This window comes from Paenibacillus sp. JT31N17 (assembly GCF_056269255.1).
Genome location: NZ_JBWDNP010000012.1, coordinates 16,837 through 37,354 on the forward strand (window position 1 = coordinate 16,837; position 20,518 = coordinate 37,354).

At 43.5% G+C, this 20,518-nt stretch carries 18 protein-coding genes; 9 read left to right on the forward strand and 9 right to left on the reverse strand.

Translation table 11 applies throughout. The features are described 5' to 3' along the window. Positions 1-96 precede the first annotated feature (96 nt). Complete coding sequence (locus AC0YOB_RS27780) at positions 97-3,606, forward strand: glycoside hydrolase family protein (protein WP_475795541.1); 3,510 nt, start codon at positions 97-99, stop codon at positions 3,604-3,606. Positions 3,607-4,088: 482 nt separating this feature from the next. Here AC0YOB_RS27780 and AC0YOB_RS27785 read toward each other — a convergent pair whose 3' ends face one another. Beyond that, the gene (locus AC0YOB_RS27785; RefSeq protein WP_475795542.1) at positions 4,089-4,391 is read right to left on the reverse strand and encodes a hypothetical protein; all 303 of its coding nucleotides are present in this window, start codon (positions 4,389-4,391) and stop codon (positions 4,089-4,091) included. 40 nt (positions 4,392-4,431) lie between these two features. Continuing rightward, on the reverse strand, positions 4,432-5,541 hold the full coding sequence (locus AC0YOB_RS27790) for a ketopantoate reductase family protein (RefSeq protein WP_475795543.1): 1,110 nt from the start codon (positions 5,539-5,541) through the stop codon (positions 4,432-4,434). Positions 5,542-5,605: 64 nt separating this feature from the next. On the opposite strand from AC0YOB_RS27790, the gene AC0YOB_RS27795 reads away from it, so the two are divergent. The 4 genes from AC0YOB_RS27795 to AC0YOB_RS27810 all read left to right on the forward strand — a co-directional run bounded on the left by AC0YOB_RS27795 (position 5,606) and on the right by AC0YOB_RS27810 (position 7,504). Further along, positions 5,606-5,812 carry a helix-turn-helix transcriptional regulator gene (locus AC0YOB_RS27795; RefSeq protein WP_187102023.1) on the forward strand — a complete coding sequence of 69 codons (207 nt, stop codon included), beginning with the start codon at positions 5,606-5,608 and terminating at the stop codon, positions 5,810-5,812. Further along, the gene (locus tag AC0YOB_RS27800; RefSeq protein ID WP_475795544.1) at positions 5,809-6,240 is read left to right on the forward strand and encodes a hypothetical protein; all 432 of its coding nucleotides are present in this window, start codon (positions 5,809-5,811) and stop codon (positions 6,238-6,240) included. Before AC0YOB_RS27795 ends, AC0YOB_RS27800 begins: the two co-directional genes overlap by 4 nt. Positions 6,241-6,305: 65 nt before the next feature. Further along, on the forward strand, positions 6,306-6,494 hold the full coding sequence (locus tag AC0YOB_RS27805) for a hypothetical protein (protein WP_475795545.1): 189 nt from the start codon (positions 6,306-6,308) through the stop codon (positions 6,492-6,494). A gap of 593 nt (positions 6,495-7,087) precedes the next feature. Next, a complete protein-coding gene (locus AC0YOB_RS27810; protein WP_475795546.1) occupies positions 7,088-7,504 on the forward strand; it encodes a VOC family protein in 417 nt (138 codons plus the stop codon). Between the two features lie 79 nt (positions 7,505-7,583). Here the strand turns inward: AC0YOB_RS27810 and AC0YOB_RS27815 are convergent, their stop codons facing one another. Beyond that, positions 7,584-8,009: an SRPBCC family protein gene (locus AC0YOB_RS27815; protein ID WP_475795547.1), complete on the reverse strand. Its 426-nt coding sequence runs from the start codon at positions 8,007-8,009 to the stop codon at positions 7,584-7,586. Positions 8,010-8,085: 76 nt separating this feature from the next. Then, positions 8,086-9,042 (reverse strand): sigma-70 family RNA polymerase sigma factor, encoded by a 957-nt coding sequence (locus AC0YOB_RS27820; protein ID WP_475795548.1) that lies wholly within the window; start codon positions 9,040-9,042, stop codon positions 8,086-8,088. A gap of 1,032 nt (positions 9,043-10,074) precedes the next feature. On the opposite strand from AC0YOB_RS27820, the gene AC0YOB_RS27825 reads away from it, so the two are divergent. Further along, on the forward strand, positions 10,075-11,157 hold the full coding sequence (locus tag AC0YOB_RS27825) for a lactonase family protein (RefSeq protein WP_475795549.1): 1,083 nt from the start codon (positions 10,075-10,077) through the stop codon (positions 11,155-11,157). 387 nt (positions 11,158-11,544) lie between these two features. Here AC0YOB_RS27825 and AC0YOB_RS27830 read toward each other — a convergent pair whose 3' ends face one another. Both AC0YOB_RS27830 and AC0YOB_RS27835 read right to left on the reverse strand, forming a co-directional pair. Beyond that, entirely contained in the window at positions 11,545-11,973 is a 429-nt protein-coding gene (locus tag AC0YOB_RS27830) for a recombinase family protein (RefSeq protein WP_475795550.1), read from the reverse strand. Positions 11,974-12,533: 560 nt separating this feature from the next. Then, on the reverse strand, positions 12,534-13,460 hold the full coding sequence (locus AC0YOB_RS27835; RefSeq protein ID WP_475795551.1) for an acetamidase/formamidase family protein: 927 nt from the start codon (positions 13,458-13,460) through the stop codon (positions 12,534-12,536). A gap of 412 nt (positions 13,461-13,872) precedes the next feature. Between AC0YOB_RS27835 and AC0YOB_RS27840 the strand changes: the two genes are divergently transcribed. Next, complete coding sequence (locus tag AC0YOB_RS27840; RefSeq protein WP_475795552.1) at positions 13,873-15,171, forward strand: right-handed parallel beta-helix repeat-containing protein; 1,299 nt, start codon at positions 13,873-13,875, stop codon at positions 15,169-15,171. A 93-nt stretch (positions 15,172-15,264) separates the two neighbouring features. Then, positions 15,265-15,411, forward strand: coding sequence for a paeninodin family lasso peptide (locus tag AC0YOB_RS27845; RefSeq protein ID WP_210044200.1), 147 nt, complete (start codon positions 15,265-15,267; stop codon positions 15,409-15,411). Positions 15,412-15,752: 341 nt separating this feature from the next. On the opposite strand, the gene AC0YOB_RS27850 is transcribed toward AC0YOB_RS27845, so the two are convergent. The 3 genes from AC0YOB_RS27850 to AC0YOB_RS27860 form a co-directional block, all read right to left on the reverse strand. Continuing rightward, positions 15,753-16,775, reverse strand: coding sequence for a hypothetical protein (locus AC0YOB_RS27850; RefSeq protein ID WP_475795553.1), 1,023 nt, complete (start codon positions 16,773-16,775; stop codon positions 15,753-15,755). Further along, positions 16,762-17,115: a PadR family transcriptional regulator gene (locus AC0YOB_RS27855; RefSeq protein ID WP_475795554.1), complete on the reverse strand. Its 354-nt coding sequence runs from the start codon at positions 17,113-17,115 to the stop codon at positions 16,762-16,764. Before AC0YOB_RS27855 ends, AC0YOB_RS27850 begins: the two co-directional genes overlap by 14 nt. A gap of 141 nt (positions 17,116-17,256) precedes the next feature. Continuing rightward, on the reverse strand, positions 17,257-17,391 hold the full coding sequence (locus AC0YOB_RS27860) for a hypothetical protein (protein ID WP_475795555.1): 135 nt from the start codon (positions 17,389-17,391) through the stop codon (positions 17,257-17,259). Positions 17,392-17,825: 434 nt separating this feature from the next. Here AC0YOB_RS27860 and AC0YOB_RS27865 point away from each other — a divergent pair, with 434 nt between their 5' ends. Then, complete coding sequence (locus AC0YOB_RS27865; protein ID WP_475795556.1) at positions 17,826-20,291, forward strand: amidase; 2,466 nt, start codon at positions 17,826-17,828, stop codon at positions 20,289-20,291. The last annotated feature ends 227 nt before the right edge of the window (positions 20,292-20,518 follow it).

Sequence of the window (20,518 nt, forward strand, 5' to 3'; positions counted from 1 at the left end):
TGAAAAGGGAAAATTTACTTTTTATTTACTTCCTGTTATCATTCATCAAACAAAACTGAACTATTCTATAAAAATGAAAATTAGGAGGTTAAAAGAATGAAAAATCAAGGTAAACGGCTTGTATCCACTATTATTGCTCTAATAATGTTGTTTAGTTTGACTTGCAGTGCATGGGCAGAGTCTAATAGTTTAACTTTAGGGAAGTCTAAGAGAATAACTCCTTTGGGATTTTCGTCTAACGTAAGAGTGTCAGACACATTTTCGTTTAAGACATCTTCAGCAAAAGATAAATTAAATATTACAAGCGGTAGTGTTCCAGATTATATTTCTATAAATGATGGAACTAAAAATATAAATTTGTCTAATGCTAAAATCAGTATACTAAAAGGCACAGATGGAACAGCATATTCTATAACTAATTTACCTGCAGTTGATAAGGCTAAATCGTACACGTTGAAAATTAGTAAGTCTAAAAGTTCTTTAGATAAAATTGCATTTAAACCAGCAAATTCTTCTAACACGGATCTTAAAGTGCTACATAACGCCATTCACATATCAAGCATCGACAACGCTAATAGCTCTATTTATATGATACCTCAGTACAATGTTGAACAATTGCTTGCTGAAATTGACTCAACAGACAATTCTATTCAAAATTATTCTGTTACAGATAGTTCGGGATCAGAAAAAAGGTTATCTGATGAAATAGTTAATAATGATATATTAACTGTTGTTGCTGAAGATGGAACGTCCAAAAAGTTTATAACACATATATCAACTTTAAAAGCAAACTTGCAACAATATACAGTAGATCAAACTCAAGATATAATATTAGAATATTCTATTAATAGAACCACGCCTGAAAGAAAATATTTATACGGAACGTTAACATTTAATTTGCCAGATGGAATAAAAGCTTCATCTACAGATACTTTCGATTTAATTGGTCGTGGTTACGTACAATTAAATGATGCTGCTATAGCTTCTGCAAAAGACTATAACCATTCAGGAAGAAACTGGGTTAGAGATATAGATTCTAATGAAGATATACGAACAAAAGTGGAAATAACTAATGGTGGAAAAACTGTCTCTATAAAGAATACAGATTTTAGCGCTTACAATGGTGTTGATGTTGTTCTTGTTTTGAAAAACAAAAAAATACCAAGGCAAGGCGGAGCTTTCAGTGCAACTTTTAGTGGCAAGGCTTATTCAGGAACACCTCGCGAAGTGGATTATACTGAAACAGGAACTACAAACTTCAATGTAACTTCTAACGTAACAAATTTAGTTAGAAAAGCTGATGATGTTTCATATAACACACCAACAACTGTTGTTCTAGAAGCGGATTCAATTAATAAAAAAGCTAGTGTTTATGCAAGCTTAGACAAAGGATTAACTTGGGTTAATACAGGAGCAGTTTTAAATTCACAACAAGCAATACTTACTAACCTTTTACCAGATACAAACTATTACTTTAAACTTGTAACATCAGATGGAAGTTCAAACATGGTAAGCTATTATTCAGGTATATATGACGTTACGAATTTTGGAGCTGTTGCTGACGCAACAGTAACAGATAGCGCTGGTGACATTATTAGATATACCGGAACAGATAATTCTGCTGCTATAAATGCAGCAATTGTTGCAGCAAGCAAAAATGGCGGCGGAACGGTTTACTTCAAAGGAAACTCAAATTTTGCCTCTAATAGCATACATTTAAGAAGCAACGTATATTTATATTTTGACAAAAACTCTCAACTTATAGCTTTAGACAATATCGACTCAAGAGAAGATAGTTTAAATTATCCTTTCGCATTGGGGCAAGATGATGGTCATAGCTATTGGGAAGACGCTCTTATGTGGGGCGTTCGTGTAGAAAATATAAAGATTCTTGGAAATTCAGCTAAATTTTATGGAAATATGAATTTATATACTGGCTATAGTAGTCCTTATGTTCCTGGTGAAGGAACTAAAACTATTTCGTTAAAATTATCTAAAGATATAGTTATTGGAGGAACAGATGAGGATAACGTTTTAACCTTTGAACAAGGTGGCTGGTTCTCTATCAACTCAACTGGCTGTGATAACATTAGAGTTCAAAATATGTTATTGCCTAACTCTACTTCTGGTCGTCAAAGAGATACATTCAACTTTATGCAAAATAACGACGCATCTGCCTATAACGTTACAACTTTGAAGTCTAGTAATGACGTAGCAAAATTAGGAAGCGATTTTTCTTTAGGATTTGTTAGACACGTTTCTAATATAAATATTGAAAAAATTGTTGCTGGTGACATAGCCGGCGGAAATGTATTCCAATTAGGCTCAGAAACAGTTGGGGATATTGAAAATATAACAGCAAAAAATTTATCTCTTACAACAAATGCTAACAAAACTGGCGTTGCCATATGGGTTAACGACGGTTCAAACATAAGTAACGTAATCTTTTCAGATTTAAATTTAGAAAACACATCTGGTGGAATTGCTTTTGGCGTGTCTCCGCGTTTTGAAGGCGCTGGGTTTGACGAAGATGGAAGTCTTCAAACATCAAGACTACCTCTTGGAATAAGAAGACCTGGTTCTATTTCAAATGTAACGGTTGATGGGGCTGTTTTATCAAAGAATGCTGGAGGAGATGGAGCGTTCCCAATTGTTATTCAAGGATACAAACGATTTCCAAGCACTGGATCTGCAGGCCAAGTTGACGTTGGTTCAGTTGGAACTATTGTAGATGGAGAAACTTATCCAGTCAGCAATATAACATTTAAAAACCTTGATCTTACTGCTTCCTTTAACCCTGCCAAAACTGCTTCTATGCCAGTTTTATCAAACACTACAAAAGTTATAGCTGAAGCTAAAAATGGAGGTAACTATAGAACATCATCATATGCAAATGCTAGTTTGTTCCCTGCATATGGTATTCTTATGAAATATGTAAATAATGTAACGATTCAAGACAGTTCAATAAAATATGAAGACGCATTAAGAAATGATAGATTTGCTATTGTTATTGATAATGGAACTGACGTTAATTTAAGCAACCTAGATATTTTACAAGGCGGGTTAATTGGCAGTGCTATACAAGTTAGAGGTATCTCAAGTTATAATTTTAGCAACATAGGTGTTAAAACTTTCAATAAAAATTATAAAACACAAACTGCAACTGTGTATCCTAACGCAAATGGCAATTCCAATTTTGATAGTTCCGTAGAGGCAAATTTATCACAGTCATATGTTTTCCCAAGCATTGTCTCTGACACAGCTGTAGATATTGCATATACAAGCACACATATTAACTCTGTTTCAGGCAGTGCAATTGACATTAAAGTTGGAACTACAGTTGGAGATGTTTTAGGCGAGTTAATATCCCTAAATGGTGTTCAAACTATTTCAGTTATAGATGGTAGTGGAAATGCTGTTGCTTCAACTGTAGTTATTACAACAGATAATAGTCTTAAAGTTACTTCAGCTGATGGAACAAAAACTACGTCATTACCATTTACTATCGATGGTGCCGTACGGGCAAATTTATTACAATCATATGATTTACCTATGATTACCTCTGGCACAGATGTAGATCGTGGTTCACTACCTGATGCAGCATAAGCGCAATGGACATCTCTGATGATTCAGCGCAAGCGGAGGACATGGAATTAACAGAAAAGTGGTGGTGCAAGTATAACACCTTGCACCACCACTTTATCCTAGAAATCCTGTCTTTATGAACACATTGGTCATGAATGTCAACGCAAACCCCATGAACGATATATAGGTATTTATGATATTCATTGTCCGATGGCTTTGTTGAAACCATTACAAATAATAATATAAGAAATACCAAAATAACGTTTCTTTTCTTCTTTATAAGAAATCCCCCCTCTAATGTCTAATATAACACTCTCCAAGATTAAACTACTTTTTGCGTTATCCTACCCATTAACTTAACAAAGAAAGGGAGCAGCTGCCGCAGCAAACTGCCCCTTGTTCGTTCAGCTATCGTACCGTTAGCTGAATAGGCCGCCGATCTCGCCGTCGAAACCCAACTTCAGGCGACCAAACCTGTTGACGGTGTTTTTTCATCTCTTATTTTAGCTTAAAATTGATTGACGATTATTCTGTTTGGTTTCCGTATGGCTAGATACATAAATATGAACCTGCCCCGTTCCCTCCCCCACGTTTGAAGAATCAGCTTCTTCTCCGATTTCCGCAATTTCACCTTTTGCAATTCGTAAAAGCCTTTGTTCCGCCTCAGTAATAGGTTTACCCTCCAACCGTTCACGCAGCAACCTATTTTCTTTTCTAAGCTCTACAAGCTCCTGGTGTTGTTTCAAATGAAGCTGCTTAAGATTCTCGACCTCTTCCCATGCCCTTGATAACTCCTCGTCTGCCATAAATACCCTCCTACTTCAATCGACTCCTTCACAAATTGACCTATTCTGTATATATGGCCGATTTGATATCATTTTTACTTAAAAATTTCATTAAATCATTACTCAGCTGCACAATCTCATTGTTAGCATTATTCGCATAATCCGGCAACATCATATCTCTAACCATTTTAGTTCGTAGCCATGTCATAAAGAAAAGATCCAAAAATAAGTTTGGAAATTTAAGCACCATTTTAAGCATTGGTGGATCAATTGAAACGCCAGCTTTTTGTATTGCCCTTAGATACGCTTTTAAAGTGGCTGTTATTTTGCGTGCCGTCTTTCTGGTTCTGGCTGTTTTATTGTCAATTATCTTATTCTCAGAATGCAAAACGCTCAACATGGCAATGTCTGATACGGAATGTGTGATTAGATACGCTTGCATATCCTTTTTAATAACGTAGGGAAGCTTTGCTGTTTTAAATAATTTTGCGAGGCTTTCTATGCGTTCTGTCACTACACCATTAATTTCTCCAAATGCAGTTGCCACTATAATCTTCGGTAGAAATCGAGCATGCAATACTCCATCTTTAATCTGTCCGCCGAAGCCGGGAAAAGCTGGTAAAAGTCTATCCCCTACGATATCCAGCCACGAAGAAAATCCAATTGAATTACTAGTCATCGTAACTATATTTTTGCTTTGATTATCTTTTAGCGCTAACAACGCTGATTCGGACCGATCATAACGAACGGTAACGAAAATAAAATCGTATACATCGTTATTTTCGAGCGTATCAATGACATTCACTTGTATCGATCTAACTGTACCTTTTTCTTTATATTGCAGGCCATTTTCTCTTAATGATTTAAATCTATTAGAATGTGCAAACAGGCTAACGTCAAACCCTGCTTCAATAAGCTTAATTGCGTACATGCTCCCGATAACACCTGCACCAAAGCGCGCATAAGCTTGTTTACACAATATACTCCATAAATACTGACCTAACCTACTCTTAAGGGTCCGCATTCTGTAAATACAGTCTGCAAGTTTTTCTTCAGAGAAATCGCCTCTATTTGTGATACGGTTCACCGCGCTGTCTGTAACGGCAAGTTTTGGGGCCATCCTTTGTGGGATGGCCTGTTTTATTGCCAAAATGGAAAGCAAACTTGACATTGATTGGGTAACACGATATGCTTTCTTTGTGGAAAGCTAGCTTTCCATGAGGAGGGTGAACGCATTGAACAACCGTTTAGAAGAAATCCGCAAGCAACGCGGAATTAAGCAAGAAGAATTAGCAATGGCTCTTGAAGTGTCACGGCAAACAATCGGTTCGCTTGAAAACGGACGTTATAACCCATCGATCCTTTTAGCGTTCAAGATTGCTCGTTTTTTCGGTATGACTATCGAAGAAATCTTTATTTATGAGGAGGATGAGAATGTATGAACCAGACGATTTTGTCTTATTTGATTACCGTTGTAGGCGTATCCTTACTAGCAGTCGGTGTGTACTTCATCAAAACAATTGAAGATCCGCAAGGTCTGCTGCGAGCGTTGCCTTATATCTGCGTTGGACTTGGCTCTGGTATGTTCGGCCTCGGTATGGGAGAAATAATGTTGCGCTACGCGATGAAGCATAGTCCCGCCGCAGCAAAGCTGCTAGAGATCGAGAAGAAAGATGAGCGTAATCTGGCAATCACTAATCGGGCAAAAGCGAAAGCATATGACATGATGATTTTTGTGCTTGGAGCCTTAATTACAGCAATTGCCTTGATGGCTATAGATTTAACAGTGGTATTGCTATTGGTTTTTGCCTACCTGTTTATTCTTGGATACGGCGTTTATTACCGATTGAAGTACTTTAAAGAGATGTAATAAAATCGCTGTTTATTGAAAATCGCATTCGACACATATTCATCATGAAGAAAGGAATGAAGACAATGACGAAATTATCTTATAGTGGTTTAAAATACGGAGAAAATAATGTGGAAGTAAAATTATTGGTGGATATACAAAATGATTGGATTGAGATAACACATACCGATGAAGTGTCTCAAGTAATGAATAAATCAACAGGTGAATATATCGTAGTACATCGAAATACTTTGAAATTCGATGTTGTTTCATAATAAGAGACATTGAACTGGGATCTACGGGACGCTGCCAGATTGGCACTTCCGATACTCTTTCCCGGCCTTGGAGAGCCGCCTCCGGTTCACCATAACCTCTTCTTTCCGCGGGGTGTGTCGGGAATATTCAAAAAACAAATTACATGCACCATTCCAGCGATATTCCAAACCCTACACATATTTATAAAAATCCATGCCCCTTAAGGAATTCCGGAAAAAACTTGCCGTTATTTATGGTATGGTTCACCGAGATTGATCTTAAAATGCGTTCTGCCTTTGATGTCCATAGCCTCGATACCTTCCTCAGTCGTCAACGGCTTGGAATTCGCTTCGCCTTAATGGCGACGGTTTCGAACTTTTTCTTTCGTACTTCGGTTTTATCATTAATTTCCATACCGTTCCCTCATTCCGTCACTCGATACCCACCCTTTAATTGTCATATATTCAGACGAATTCCTTTATCAATACCAAGTTATTTTCCAAAATTTACGCTTCCGAATCCATGAGACCGATGAATTCCCGGATCGGCTGTCGTCTATATAAACGAAGGCATAAATGAACACAAACTAATTTGACGAAGAGGTGTTTTGAAAATGGCATTAACGTCCGCATTCACGAGCTTCAACCTGCCTGTAAAAAACGTAGAACAATCGAAAGCGTTCTTCACCGGACTCGGATTCGAGCTCAACCCGCAATTCCCCGAGAACGAGAATTCGGTAGCCATCATGATCGGCGACAACCTGCAGGTCATGCTGATCAATCAAGCATTCTTTAATACGCTCACGGAGAAGGAATCCGTCGATACGAGCAAGTATGCGCAGATGACGATCGCATTGGCCTTCGAGAGCCGGGAAAAGGTCGATGAAATTGTGAATACCGCGGTCTCCTTGGGCGGGAAATTGCACGCTGAACCTGAATATCATGGGTCCATGTATCATTGGGGCTTCGTGGACTTGGACGGCCATCTGTGGGCCATTAACTACATGAACATGGATGCGGCACAAGGTTAAGGCTAACGGAGAGCACGCTCGTACTAGGGTTCAAAAAGAAAGACGCCGGGCATCTTCCCCGGCGTCTTCTTCGCGATGATTAGTTTTGTTCGGTATAGGCTTTGAAATTGTCCATGATCGCTTGCCAGCCTGCTTGCTGGAATTCGACGGGATTGGAGCTTTCCGCGTCGAACGTTTCAATGACCTTCGTCTCATTCCCTTGATCGACGAAAGCAATATCCACTCTTCTTCCGTCTTCCATGGTGTAGCCGATCGCCTCATGCCGATTCACGACATCGTAGACGCCGCCAAAATCAAAGCCCATGCTGCCATCCTTCGCTTCCAACCGTGTCAGAAACTTGCCGCCGACCCGCAGATCGTTTTCGGCTCTTGGCGCATGCCAGTCCTCGGACGCTTGATTCCACTTCGTGATGTGATCCGGCTCGGTCCAATAGCGCCATACCTTCTCGACAGGGGCTTGAATGACGGCTTGCACGGTTACTTTCGTCGGTTGACTCGTTTCCATTTTAAATAGACACCTCTCTCATGATATTCGTCGTTTGGTTATTCTCAATAATATAGACGTAAGCCAATGACGAAATTCATTGGTCAATCCGCTCAGGCAGCCCAAATCGCGAAAATAATGGCGTATGAATGAAGTTTTGAACGTGCAGGATTTGATTTTCTTTGGTTTCGATGACGTGGATGCCCCAGGGTACCAGGCCAGAGCCCTCTTTGCCCGGCATATACTGGGCCAACGCCGGATAACCGCCATTCACCGTAATGGGCACAAATCGCGAACCTTCGCAATGCCAGCGAGTAAGCGAATAGAAGGCGGACAAATCTTCCTTGCCGCGGATCCACATCTCGAAGGGCGGCATCGACATGCAGCCTTCCTCGTGGAACAACGCGACGAGCGCAGCAATATCGAATTGCTCGAAGGCCTCCACATACCGGGACAGCAGCTGCTGCTCCGGTTGAACGTCCATGCTGCTGAGCTCATCCGAGCGAAGCTGCGCCCGGTCCATCGTCTCTCGGGCTCTTTGCAAGGCGCTGTTCACCGCTGCCGGCGACATCCCCAACGTTTCCGCGATCTGCTTGGAGGACCATTCAAATACATCCTTCAAAATGAGTACCGCGCGCTGCCGCGGAGGTAAGGTCTGCAGGAGAGCGATGAAGCACAGTTGAAGGGTATCTCTGCGGACGAGCCGATCCTCCGGATTGCCCCCAAAGTCGGGAGACGGCCAGATCCAGGCAGAGTCCGGCAGCGTGTCGCGCGGCTCGACGATGGCGACGGCCGGATCGAACAGGTCAACGGGAAGCGCGCGGCGTTTGAATTGTCTCAGCTTGTCCAAGCACAGGTTGGAGGCAATCCGATAGACCCAAGTTTTGAACGAGGAATCCTGTCTGAACGTGCTCCAGCTCTGCCAGACCCGAATACTCGTCTCCTGAACGGCATCATCCGCATCGTCCATGGAGCCTAGCATTCGGTAACAGAACGAGGTTAAGCCCGGCTTCAAGCTTGCAAATAATGGTTCGTCAAATGCGGTCTCGTTCATCGCGGCCTCCCTTAACGATCTCCCCGAAGGGCGGTACCTTCATTATATGCAATGAAGCGGACAGCCTCAATAGAATAAATAGGCAGGATTATGGGTTCATTTATCATGGGCCTTCGAGGACTTGGACGGCCATATGTGGGCGATCAACTTCATGAACAATACTGCGTCGGAAGGCCAGGGATAACGAAGAGCATCATATGCCCCAATTATTTCAAGGGTTACTGCATTTTCTTCTATGAAGGTTCTTTGTTTCGACAAAATGGTCTATTTTTCCTCCTATAAGGTTCTTAAATAAAAATAAAACTTGCCTGGTCATGGCAAGTTTGGTTTGAATATTGGGGTAAGGGTGCAGTGCCATCTATAATAGAAGTCCAGGTATATTAATTAGCCGGCTCCATGCCTATGACGGCGGCTTCCCTAGAGGTCACTGCACAAATTATAGTTCAACATCTATCCTATGATTTCCTGCACTGCATACATAGGAAATTGAACCAGTTTTCCGCAAACTTTATTCAGAAGTCCTTTGAGGCTACACGTTGTAGACAGGGGTAAAACTGGTTCATTTATATTAAACCATAAACAATTAGAAAATTAAATTTCCATTATTCAATCTAAGCTCCTACGATAGTAGCATGTAGTTTTTAGTTTGAGCTATGAAGCACTAAGAAGACTTTATTTGCTGAGTCCAGCACTTTATTTTTCAGTCTAGAACTTTATTTTCTCCTTACAGCAATAGCTGAAATTGCCCACCCATAGCGGGGATTTCGCAATCCCCACCAGTGTCCCGTCATATTGACCTTATTCTTAGGATGAAACACAAAAAACATCGCCTTTCTCCTCCAAGGCGATGTTTTTTATTCTTACGTAATATATGCTTTTTATTGTAATCACTTGGTCTGTGTCTTATCTGTTAGAGCTTGGTTTTAGGTCTCAAAGATAAATCCGAAGAATAATATAAAACATATCATTCTTGAACCAATTTATTATAACTTGACCTGATAATTTGGTCATATGCAGGAGGAGAACACTAAAATGCCGAGTATGGTATACATGATGACCAATACAAACGAAATGAATCAGGTCGTGGCATTTTACAGGAACATGAATGGATTGCTCACCTTTGCGACTTCCTATCCGACCTATGGAAAAGGTACGGGGACAAAGGAAGTCTCAACCGCAACGCCGAACGATGGAATCGATCCTCTTCATTCTGAAGGCTCTTTAACTTTGTCCCGTGATGGTCGTTTCCTTTTTGCGGTTAATGCAGGTAGTCATAGTATCAGCAGCTTTATGATAACTAAAAATGGGCATCTTATCTTCTCGGACATAAAACCGTCAGGAGGTGTCCAACCCAATAGTATCGGTGTTTTCGGAAACCTTCTCTATGTCTCCAATGTAGGAGATGCCGCCAATCATTTTGCGTCGAATATTTCTGGTTTTTACGTAGATGATAACGGGCGTCTTATTCCTATCCCAGGATCTATTCGCTCTCTAAGCACCATTAATGCTCAACCCGCGCAAGTCCTGTTCACTCCTGACGGAAGCAAAATAGTAATACCTGAACTTACCACAAACCGTCTCAGCGTCTTTAACGTTAATCAAAATGGCACTGTAACAGGACCAATGATTAATGAATCCAATGGTAACATGCCGTTTGGCTCTTATTTCCTTTCCTCCGGGCTGCTTTTAGTTACGGAAGTAGGTTCTAATGCGCTTTCTTCCTATTCCTTAAGCGACAACGGCATACTTCAAGTAATAAGTGGCTCTGTACCAACGGGACAAAAGGCCACTTGTTGGGTGACTGCATCGAAAAATGAACGTTTTGCATATGCGACCAACACCTTAAACGGTACAATAACCATCTTTCTAATTAGCAGCAGCGGTGCCTTAACGGTAGCCGGGCATGTTACCAGTACGCCGGCGGGAATACCAACCGGTTTTCCTATGAATATTGAAGTCAGTCAAGATGGACGATATCTCTATACGCTTAACGGAAATCAGGGTACAGTATCGGTATTTCAAATCAATGACGAGGGAAGTCGTTTAGTTAGATTACAGGTTGCTGCGTCGAGTTATGTCTCCTATTTTGGATCGCAAGGTTTGGCGGTACTTTGATCTATATGCCGTAATCTAATCTGTTAGCCTCCTCGTTGTTCGTAAAACCGAGATTTTGCGAAGAAGCAAAAAAGGAGCTGCCGCGGCAGCTCCTTCGTCAAATGTTTTTATTATGCTATCGTCCTCCAATAGTCACCCCTGCCCCTCTCGGGGCACCACAAAATAATGAAAATTTTGGTGCGGCGTTTTATACTATGTTTACGGCTGGTGAGGAAGGTCGTTACGCTATGGTGTCACGAACCCATCCGTTAGTCTGACTACGACAATCACGGTGCACCACGGTATGTCGCTCCTTTTTGGAAGCACGCGGGGTAAAAGGAGTTGCTGCGCGGCAAGCTCCTCACTAACATGCACGATAACTTAAAAGGAGATATGTACCCATCGACATTATAGTTGTGATGATTCATATTCCTTCACACGCCGGTAAAATGTCCGATGTTTCATATCTAAGGTCCTCATAGCGAAACAGCCGTTATCCCCCCGCCCTTCCACTCCTTTTATACCTGAATAAAGTTGGAATCGATCTCCTGCCTGGGCTTGATTATCCAAGCAGATAATATCTGCACTCATTTCCCGTGTAATGTACTTCCATTCGGCTATAATCCCGTCATAATCACGGCCCAGCCGGTCGAATGCGTCGATATAAATTAAGTCGCCTTCTCGAATCATCAATCGCATGGCCTGATAACGCGGCCGATTAAAATCTTTGCCACTTAATTTGTCTACAAATACGTAACGCTCGTCAATCCCAAGTTCCCGGAATTTAAACGGCTGCCGCATATAGCGGTCAAAATTGGTAGGGGTCATCTGACTCATCTGTTCCCAGCATAATATAAAGCTGCAGGATGTTCAGTCCTAATGTCCGCCATAACTTACCTAAGATGACGGTTCAACATGAATCGTCTTTTTTATTTTCATCCTGTAGCATAAATATAAAAGAAGAGCTCTTGCGAGCTCTTCCTGACGGAGGCACACCTATTACACTTCATGCTTTTGGTTAGAAACTTCGGTACGCCGTTTTTATCCGGCGCATGTGTGTTGCAGACGATGTCTTTGGCACATTTCATCATTTGGTTTAAAGGGGAAAAGGTATTGAATTGCAAAAGAAAAAACCACCTAGTATAAGGCGGTTTGAACTATTGTTAATTATTCATTTCTTACCGATCACGAGCTTTCCCCCATAGAGAAAACAGCCAACGCTCAGAATTATAGGTTGACTGCCAACGTACTGATTAACAAACCCCGAATCCGAAGACGGAACGATAATAAGCAAGGAGCCGATTGTTTGAAGGATGAGATCATTTCGCATACCACCGCGGGACAACATTTATGTATGCATGGGTCATCAGTACAGCCGCAATAAATATCACTGCGGGTTAATTTGCTCTCTTTGAAGGAAGCCAACGTTTTTTCATTTTGCATACCATCGTATAGGCAGGATTAAAAACATTGCCTACCTCGTATTCCACGCACTGACCCATTAATTGACTTGCTTCCTGTACGCTTAAGCCATAGCCGTTCTCATCGGTCAGCCAGCGGAGCATCTCCGTCGATGCATGCTGAAGGGCCTGTTCAAGAGGTCTGGCGTTTCCTACCGTAAAAATCGAATCCTCCGACTCTCCGCGCGGCCAGCCGATCGTTTGCCCTTTGAGCACTGAAAGCGAGAATGTCGTATCCATTGAAATTTCGAGCCCTGTGCCCACGATTTCGCCGTCTCCTTGCACGGCATGGCCATCCCCGAGATGAAAGAGCGCACCTTGGACGAATACAGGCAAGTAGATGGTCTCGCAAGCTCCAAAGCCTCTGTAGTCCATATTGCCGCCGTATTGACCGGAGGTTGCGGTACCGATAGCCTGGCCCAACGCCGGAGCGACGCCGAAGCAGCCGAAAAAGGGAGCAAGCGGAAGCTGCAAGCCGGCGATCATGTCGGATTCGAGCTCCGGCTGAGCCGTCCGGCTCTCGGTATTGATCTTCCATCTCTTTGTTTCCGCTTTAGGAAGGTTCGGAACATAGGACGGATCGACGACATTGGGAGCAAGAACATCCATCGACCATGCCCACTCGCGGTTCGGCACAATCGATTCGAAGCGGACGACAAGCGTGTCCCCGGACTCCGCGCCTTTCACATAAAACGGTCCGGTCATCGGGTTACCCGCCATCGCAGCCGAGTTTCCGTACCGATCCCATCCCCTGGCGTCCACCGTCGAGGTCGTTATCCGGTCGCCGTCGTTGATGGTCAGTACCGGCTCATGCGAGCCGATCGTATTCCAATACCTGCTTGGCGCCAACTCATGTACAGCCATTCAATCACCTCAGTTTCAAATTGTTTTTGATCCTTTAAGTATACTCCCATTAAGAGTAAATTCCACTTCATTGAGAATGAAAAAATTTTTAAAATATAAGAAAGTACAGATTTATACTTTGCTTATATTCGGAGGGGAGGAAAACGACTTCGACGCCTCTTTTTCATCGAATCAGCTTGCATTACTAGCAGTTCTGTCCTGCAGGTTGAGGTTTTTATTTGATGTTTGAAAAACTTGAACATGCACCGAGACCTGCTTTATTATTGTTTTCTTAAAAAAAACTCATTTGATAGAAGTGATATCTCAAATTCATTATATGCTACAATTGGTATCATCAATTCCATGTAAAGATACATAATGTATCTGTATTAAACTGTTGTCTTTTCATGAGATCATTCAGAACGTTTATGCAATGGACAAGACATCTAAACATTGGAGGTATTCAAATTTGATCAGAAATCGCTTCGCAACCCGTGTACATCCGCTCTTTTTGTTTCCTATGGCAGTCTCAGACAAACTTCCGTCTTCCAACTTACCGGATAGACAGCTGACAGTAACAATAAGCAAAAGAAATAGATTTTATCTTTATGTACTTGCGGTCCTTTGTCTGCCACTTGCTTTTTCCTTGACCGGCCTTAACCAAACGTTCCCTCCATTCGATGTTAATAATCCCATCTATTCTCCCAACAATAAGCTCGCGGCAGCCGCTGCTCCAGCCATCAGGGATGATACCCCGGCTATTCAAAAAATGATCGATGAAGCGCCAAGCGGAGGCAAAATCGTCATCCCCCCGGGAGTTTATAATATTAATAAAAATCCGGAGCATATTGTTTATACTGATTACGGGAAAAGCTATTCCGCTTTAAAGATCACTAAGCCTATTACCATTGTTATGGACAACGTCACATTTAAAACCTCAACGGCATATGAATACGGGGTTTTCTGGATCTATAATACATCGAACGTGCATCTGAAAGGTGGAAGCTTAATAGGTAACGCAATGCCAACGGATGGTCATTACATGTCCAGAGTTGCCGTCCTCGTCCAGAAAAGCAAAGATTGTTTGATTGAGGATATGGCGATGATGAATTTCTCACAAGGCGTTAATTTATACAAATCGGATAAGTGCATTGTCAGGCACGTCGTTACAGAAGGCAACAGCGGTTCCGGTATTATCAGTATGCAATCCCAGAACTCTATCATCGATTCCAATACCATCCGAAATTCCGGCGACGGACATCTTTCACTGTACGGTGGAGGAGAATACAATACGGTTTCCAATAACACGGTTTCCGAGAATCGCATAAACAAAAGCGATCAGCAGGGGATTTCGGTGGAAGCGGAAAAAAACAGCTCGATAATAGGCAACACGGTGACAGGCTTCTACTATGGCATCGATATTAAAAATGGTTCCAGCTATTGCAATATCACACAGAACACGGCCACAAACAACAGATATAACATCGCTCTGCGGACGGGTGATCCCAACAGCAAGCTAATGACGAGCCACGGTATTATTATTTTCAAGAACAACGCGATGAATCCCCGTAAAGGAGAACCGAACGCCGGAATATACGTTTCCTATGCGGGAGGCGGACATATTATACAAGGAAATACAACCAACGAAGGTAAGCTTATTTATGGCAGTACAGTCGTAGAAGAAGATATGAAAAATATATTTGTTAATTTTACAGCCAATATCCTGAAATAAGAAGGACCGGCCGTGCCCCTTTGGCGGCGTTGTACTGCCACTGCTGAGTACAATGAAAGACTGTAAGAAATCACTTTGAAGGGAGGTGATAACATGGAACAACAAGTGAAGAATGTCTGGGAACAGCCAACCCTGGAAACGCTGCAAGTGAGCAGAACGCTGGAGGGGAAAGGCATGAAGTACATTGACGCTGTTTCTCCGAGCGACCTTGATATTACCGATACGCCTCCGGTCTCGTAATGTGTACTTAACCTGAAGCAAGTCCAAGTCCCCTATACATTTTTGTATTGGGGCATTTTTTTGATGACTATTCAATGGCGTTATTTACGGTGAAGGTTTGGGTAGATTCGCGCATTTAAGGATCAGGATTGTGATCGTTAAGTGGTCATAACTCAAAACCGAAAAAGGAGCTGCCGCGCGGCAAGCTCCTCACTAACGTATGCTGGCTTAATGTTTACGGCTGCCCGATCTAAGCCTATTGAATCTAAGTAGCTGCATAACCTGACCGGCACTTCGTGGTGCTGGTAGCATTCCTCTCCAACAGCCGGGAGGAAGCCAGCCCGATCAAGCATCGATACACATTAAGAGATCTGTTTGATCCGGAATGCTTTAACAGCCATGAAGATAACGTGTACGGCAATAACTAATCCTATCAGATAGATTAAACCTTCATTGATACGATCCCAAATCTCACTCACTCTTTCAAATCCCTCGCTATGGACCGGCGTTATACCGGATTGCGCGAGTTGCTGCATAAAATCGGAATTCCATATCGCCATATCCGAGAACATGAACAGCGCGAGGACGAAATAGAGAATATTGAGCAAGATTTCAAAGCCGACTAGCCTTACTGTCCACTTCCTTGAAATCATCATCAAAATATCTTTCAGGATGCTTAAGGCCAGCAGGACCCATATCATCGGCAGGAACCCGCGAAACACTTCTTCATCGAAGAATGACACAACCGTCGAATAACCGCCGTCCTCAAACCTCCATACACCAAAAAGGTCGATTGAGAAGGTAAACAGCACGAAGAATAAAACGGTAATGATTATGCTTGCTATTGGTTCGGCACGCTTAATTCGAATCCGACGATCTGGCAGGGCTGGTAATTCAGACAGTTTCCAGTCATGGGCGCCCTTTATTCCCAGCTTCCTTTTCTTCGCATTTACAACCTCTATTATGACAAACATGATCGTCACCCAGGCGAAGCCTTGAACGCAACCCACAATAAGGAAGGAAACCAGATTGCTCACCAAATGGTCAAGGACTTGCGATGGATTCATGAACGTTTCAATCGTGAACACGACTGCCATTGCAACTGCAATCGAGACAATTACCATCTTGAGAACGGACAGATAGGTCGAAAAGATTTCCGGACTAATCAGATATCTCTTATCTCCCCTGTACCTTTCAGATAACTCACTCGGATTCCCGAGTTCAAGAAGCACCTCTTCCACATCCGTTCTGGTCGCTTCTCTGCCTTGGACGCGCTCTTCAAGCATATCCTCGATTAAACCCTGCAGCTCTTTTTCTATATCCGTCCTCTGTTTCTCAGGCAGCTTTTGCGTCACCGCAAAAATGTATCTATTAATTAACTCCATCCCCATCGTCTCCTCCGATTAAATTTTCAAGGCTCATGTTCATGCTCCTCCATTCTAGACAAAGCTGCAGGTAAACTTCCTTCCCCATAGAACTGAGCAAATAGTACTTCCGAGGGCGAGTTTCATTGGTGTCCCATTTGCTTTCAAGCAATTGCTGCTTCTCCAATCTACGCAAGAGCGGGTACAAGGTGCTTGGATCGATGTTAATGCCCTTCTCCTCTAGAATGGAAACCAGGGAATAACCATATTGCGGTTCGGATAATTGACTGAGCACGCCGATTATGATCGTTCCACGCCGCAACTCCTGTGTTAATCCGCTGATCGTTTCATTGATATCCATTTAATTCATCAACTCCTGATTTCATAATACTGTATATCACACACTAATGTAAATAGTCCAATAACATTTATTTTAAAATATTTGCTTTTAAGCCATCTGCTGAATACCTATACAGGCCTTCCTGCTCTCAATGCCCTGTCTTCAGAGTTCGACTTTAAACGAGGCTAACGTCTCGTTGCCCGCTGGCGGCAGATTGGCCGCAGCTTGTGCAATCGCTCCGGTTACGATCATCCCGCTGACGATTGTCAAGCAGATACATAATTGAGTAAAGAACATTTTGCTCCTCGGCAATGGCAGTTTGACCCGCGTGTCATTAAGTCATGTAATATGACACAATAATAATTATTTTATAAAAACATTTATGTTTTCTTGAGTTTTAAGGAGTGCAAATATTCAACAACCCCATATCCATATAAATCTCTGATAACACCAAAATTTATGAATTATATGTAAACAAGAGAGAAATAGATTAATAGGCAGATAAACATAAATTTAAGCGCTTTCATCAACCGAGCTCCTGATTGACTACAATTTTCCAATTGCATAGGATACAAGTGTTAGATTAACTTCCACATGAAGTCATGTGGGTCACTTGCTGTAGAGCTTTTATAGTAAACTATGTACCTATTAAAAGGGAGGTTTGTGAGATTTTGACCAACAACTTAAAGAAAATGAGGATTGCAGCACTTTCACCCAGACGAGGTTCTCAAATGAACCTGGTCACGTCGCATGATTCGTCGGGATCCTCGAGCAGACGAAAAAAGAACTTATCTATACTCCTTGCTGGCATGATCGCATTTGGATCTTTGAGTGTCGGGTTATCCCCTAACTCCGTATCCGCAGTTTCAAGCATACCTGCTGACAGTGGTATCACTTGGCAGATCCATGACGCTGCTCCGCCGGGACTTGATACCGGCAGCATCCGGACAGCGAGCGAATCTTCGCTTCAGGGGTTTGGCAATATTTTTGTCCGCGTGTCAACAAAGCCTGAACCACGTTTGAACGGTCAAATGATTCGCGGTTTTGGACTTAAGTTCGACGGAGTTGACACTTTTGCAACCACGCAGGCCGTTGATCTTGGAGGCGTACATATCACCCGCGAAATTAAGGTTGATAGTGACGGCAGCTGGACGAGGTTCTTTGACACCTTCACGAATACCACCGAAGAACCTGTTACGGTTGACGTTTCGTTTGGAGGGGATCTCGGTTACGGTTCAGGCAAGGCTCAAAGTATAATACAAGCTACTTCGAGCGGCGATAAAACGATCACTCCGGAAGATTCGTGGACGCTGGCGGCGACTCCCAACCAGGAGCAGCGTCCGGTCGGAGTGGTGCTGGGAACACCTGATCCATACCCGGGCGCGCTGACAAAAATGGGCAACCAGGAACGGAACCCGTTTGAAGCGCCTCTGGCTGCCACCGGCAATGAAGCAAATTTCTATGGATACGTAAACAGCTTAACCGTCAAACCGGAAGAAACAAAGTCATTGGCCCACTTTGTATTCCTGGGCGCGACCGGTTCATCTGCAGTGAGCGCCGCTGCTAAAGAACTTAAGGAACTTGCAGTGGATCCGGAATTTTCTGATCTGTCCTCACCGGAAGTCTGCTCGTTAGTGAACTGGGATGTATCCAATCTGCCATGGTTTGACGCCAGTGTTTGTCCTGATGTCACCCGGCTCGATATACCAGCATCTCCCGAGGCAGCTGAGCCGTATACAACATCCAAATACGACATTGTAAACAAGTCTATTGGAGAGATGCAAAAAGACATGGAGGCTGGTATTACCACTTCGGAAGAAATCACCCGCGCCTACCTCGACCGGATTGCTGCGTACGACGGCGGACAGTTTGGATTTAATGCATTCCTGTACGTCGCAACCGATGCAATCGATCAGGCAAAAGCCGCTGATCAGGCTCGTAAGAACGGGGAAACCGGTGAACTTCTCGGTATTCCAATTGCGATTAAAGATCTGTACGATACCAAAGATATGCCAACTACTGGCGGGACTCTCGCACTTGAAGGCTGGCAGCCAGATACGGATGCCTACCAGGTAGAGAAGCTGCGTGAGAGTGGCGCCGTACTGATTGGGAAGACCAACATGTCCGAGTTCGCCAATTCAGGCAGCTACAGCGAAAGCGGCTGGAAACAGGTCTGGAACGCTCTCTATCCGTCGAAAACATCGTTCGGATCAAGCGGCGGCTCCGCTGTAGCAGTGGCTGCGAGCATGGCAGCCGGTGCACTGGGCAGCCAGACAGGCGTCTCATTATATGCTCCCAGCACAGGTGCCAGCCTGGCAACGTTCAGAGGCACCGACGGTATGGCAAGCACCCGCGGGGTCATGCCGCTTACTTGGGGGCAGGACTACGGGGGTCCTATCGCCAGGACTGTCACGGATCTGGCATATTTGCTTAACGCGACAACAGGAACAGACCCTCTTGATGTGTTGACTAAGAACGCTGATACGTTCAAGCCGGATAACTGGACAGATTACCTTGACGCCAATGCGCTTAATGGCAAGAAAATCGGTTATATTCCTGCCTCCTTCGTCTCCAGCTACGCAGACGATGGAACAGGAGACGCGTTAATGGACAAATTTGCTGAGATCGAGGCTGCAGGCGGCACGATGGTCGAAATGACGCCGCCGCCAAGCGGAGGAAGCAGCCCCGAGGGCAGCCGAAGCGAAGAAGGCTGGGCACGTTATATCGGTCTGCATGAAGACTTCCCATTCGCTGACGGAGACCAGCTGCTGGCATCTCCTCTCGTCCTGCCGTACAATCAACGGGAGCTTCGTGACACCGCCAGAATGACTCCGGCCCAGGTCGACTCCTATCTGACCTATCGTGCGGTTTATAAACAAATCATTGCGAACTGGATGGATGATTTTAATGTTGATGCCGTACTATATCCCGGATTTATCAGCGACATGTACAACAATGGCAGCGCCGATTCCCAGCTGTCTTCCGACCGGGGCACTGGCGTTCTGACTTCGAACGTCGGTCTGCCGACTGTGATCGTCCCAGTGGGCACAAATCCGCACGGGTATTCGATCTCCATGCAGCTTGTGGGACGTGCGTGGAATGATGGAAAGATCCTTGGAATGGGCTACGCCCTCGAGCAAAAATTCCACGGGCGGCAGCTTTCGGCCTTCGTACCGCCGCTTACGTACAAGCCTTAGCACAGATGTAAGCCGGATAATTCAGGGACTGACAGTTGATTGCAGCCTGCACGCGTTTACCTGCTGACGTTTTCGCTGTCCGGACAAAAAAGAGAGATCAGCCCGTTTTTTCTGGCTGATCTCTTTTTAATTCATTGGGTTGGTAAAAGACAACAGGAGTCGGACCTAACTGCCCGCAGACCCATGATCCCTGCGCTAAATATAATAGTTTGTGCCAGTCTGGATCT

What these genes read in the sequence shown, in the direction of transcription:
- AC0YOB_RS27780 (WP_475795541.1), top strand. Translation starts at nt 97, where the DNA reads ATGAAAAATCAAGGTAAACGGCTTGTATCCACTATTATTGCTCTAATA.
- AC0YOB_RS27785 (WP_475795542.1), bottom strand. Translation starts at nt 4,391, where the DNA reads ATGGCAGACGAGGAGTTATCAAGGGCATGGGAAGAGGTCGAGAATCTT.
- AC0YOB_RS27790 (WP_475795543.1), bottom strand. Translation starts at nt 5,541, where the DNA reads ATGTCAAGTTTGCTTTCCATTTTGGCAATAAAACAGGCCATCCCACAA.
- AC0YOB_RS27800 (WP_475795544.1), top strand. Translation starts at nt 5,809, where the DNA reads ATGAACCAGACGATTTTGTCTTATTTGATTACCGTTGTAGGCGTATCC.
- AC0YOB_RS27805 (WP_475795545.1), top strand. Translation starts at nt 6,306, where the DNA reads ATGACGAAATTATCTTATAGTGGTTTAAAATACGGAGAAAATAATGTG.
- AC0YOB_RS27810 (WP_475795546.1), top strand. Translation starts at nt 7,088, where the DNA reads ATGGCATTAACGTCCGCATTCACGAGCTTCAACCTGCCTGTAAAAAAC.
- AC0YOB_RS27815 (WP_475795547.1), bottom strand. Translation starts at nt 8,009, where the DNA reads ATGGAAACGAGTCAACCGACGAAAGTAACCGTGCAAGCCGTCATTCAA.
- AC0YOB_RS27820 (WP_475795548.1), bottom strand. Translation starts at nt 9,042, where the DNA reads ATGAACGAGACCGCATTTGACGAACCATTATTTGCAAGCTTGAAGCCG.
- AC0YOB_RS27825 (WP_475795549.1), top strand. Translation starts at nt 10,075, where the DNA reads ATGCCGAGTATGGTATACATGATGACCAATACAAACGAAATGAATCAG.
- AC0YOB_RS27830 (WP_475795550.1), bottom strand. Translation starts at nt 11,973, where the DNA reads ATGAGTCAGATGACCCCTACCAATTTTGACCGCTATATGCGGCAGCCG.
- AC0YOB_RS27835 (WP_475795551.1), bottom strand. Translation starts at nt 13,460, where the DNA reads ATGGCTGTACATGAGTTGGCGCCAAGCAGGTATTGGAATACGATCGGC.
- AC0YOB_RS27840 (WP_475795552.1), top strand. Translation starts at nt 13,873, where the DNA reads ATGGACAAGACATCTAAACATTGGAGGTATTCAAATTTGATCAGAAAT.
- AC0YOB_RS27845 (WP_210044200.1), top strand. Translation starts at nt 15,265, where the DNA reads ATGGAACAACAAGTGAAGAATGTCTGGGAACAGCCAACCCTGGAAACG.
- AC0YOB_RS27850 (WP_475795553.1), bottom strand. Translation starts at nt 16,775, where the DNA reads ATGGAGTTAATTAATAGATACATTTTTGCGGTGACGCAAAAGCTGCCT.
- AC0YOB_RS27855 (WP_475795554.1), bottom strand. Translation starts at nt 17,115, where the DNA reads ATGGATATCAATGAAACGATCAGCGGATTAACACAGGAGTTGCGGCGT.
- AC0YOB_RS27860 (WP_475795555.1), bottom strand. Translation starts at nt 17,391, where the DNA reads ATGTTCTTTACTCAATTATGTATCTGCTTGACAATCGTCAGCGGGATG.
- AC0YOB_RS27865 (WP_475795556.1), top strand. Translation starts at nt 17,826, where the DNA reads ATGAACCTGGTCACGTCGCATGATTCGTCGGGATCCTCGAGCAGACGA.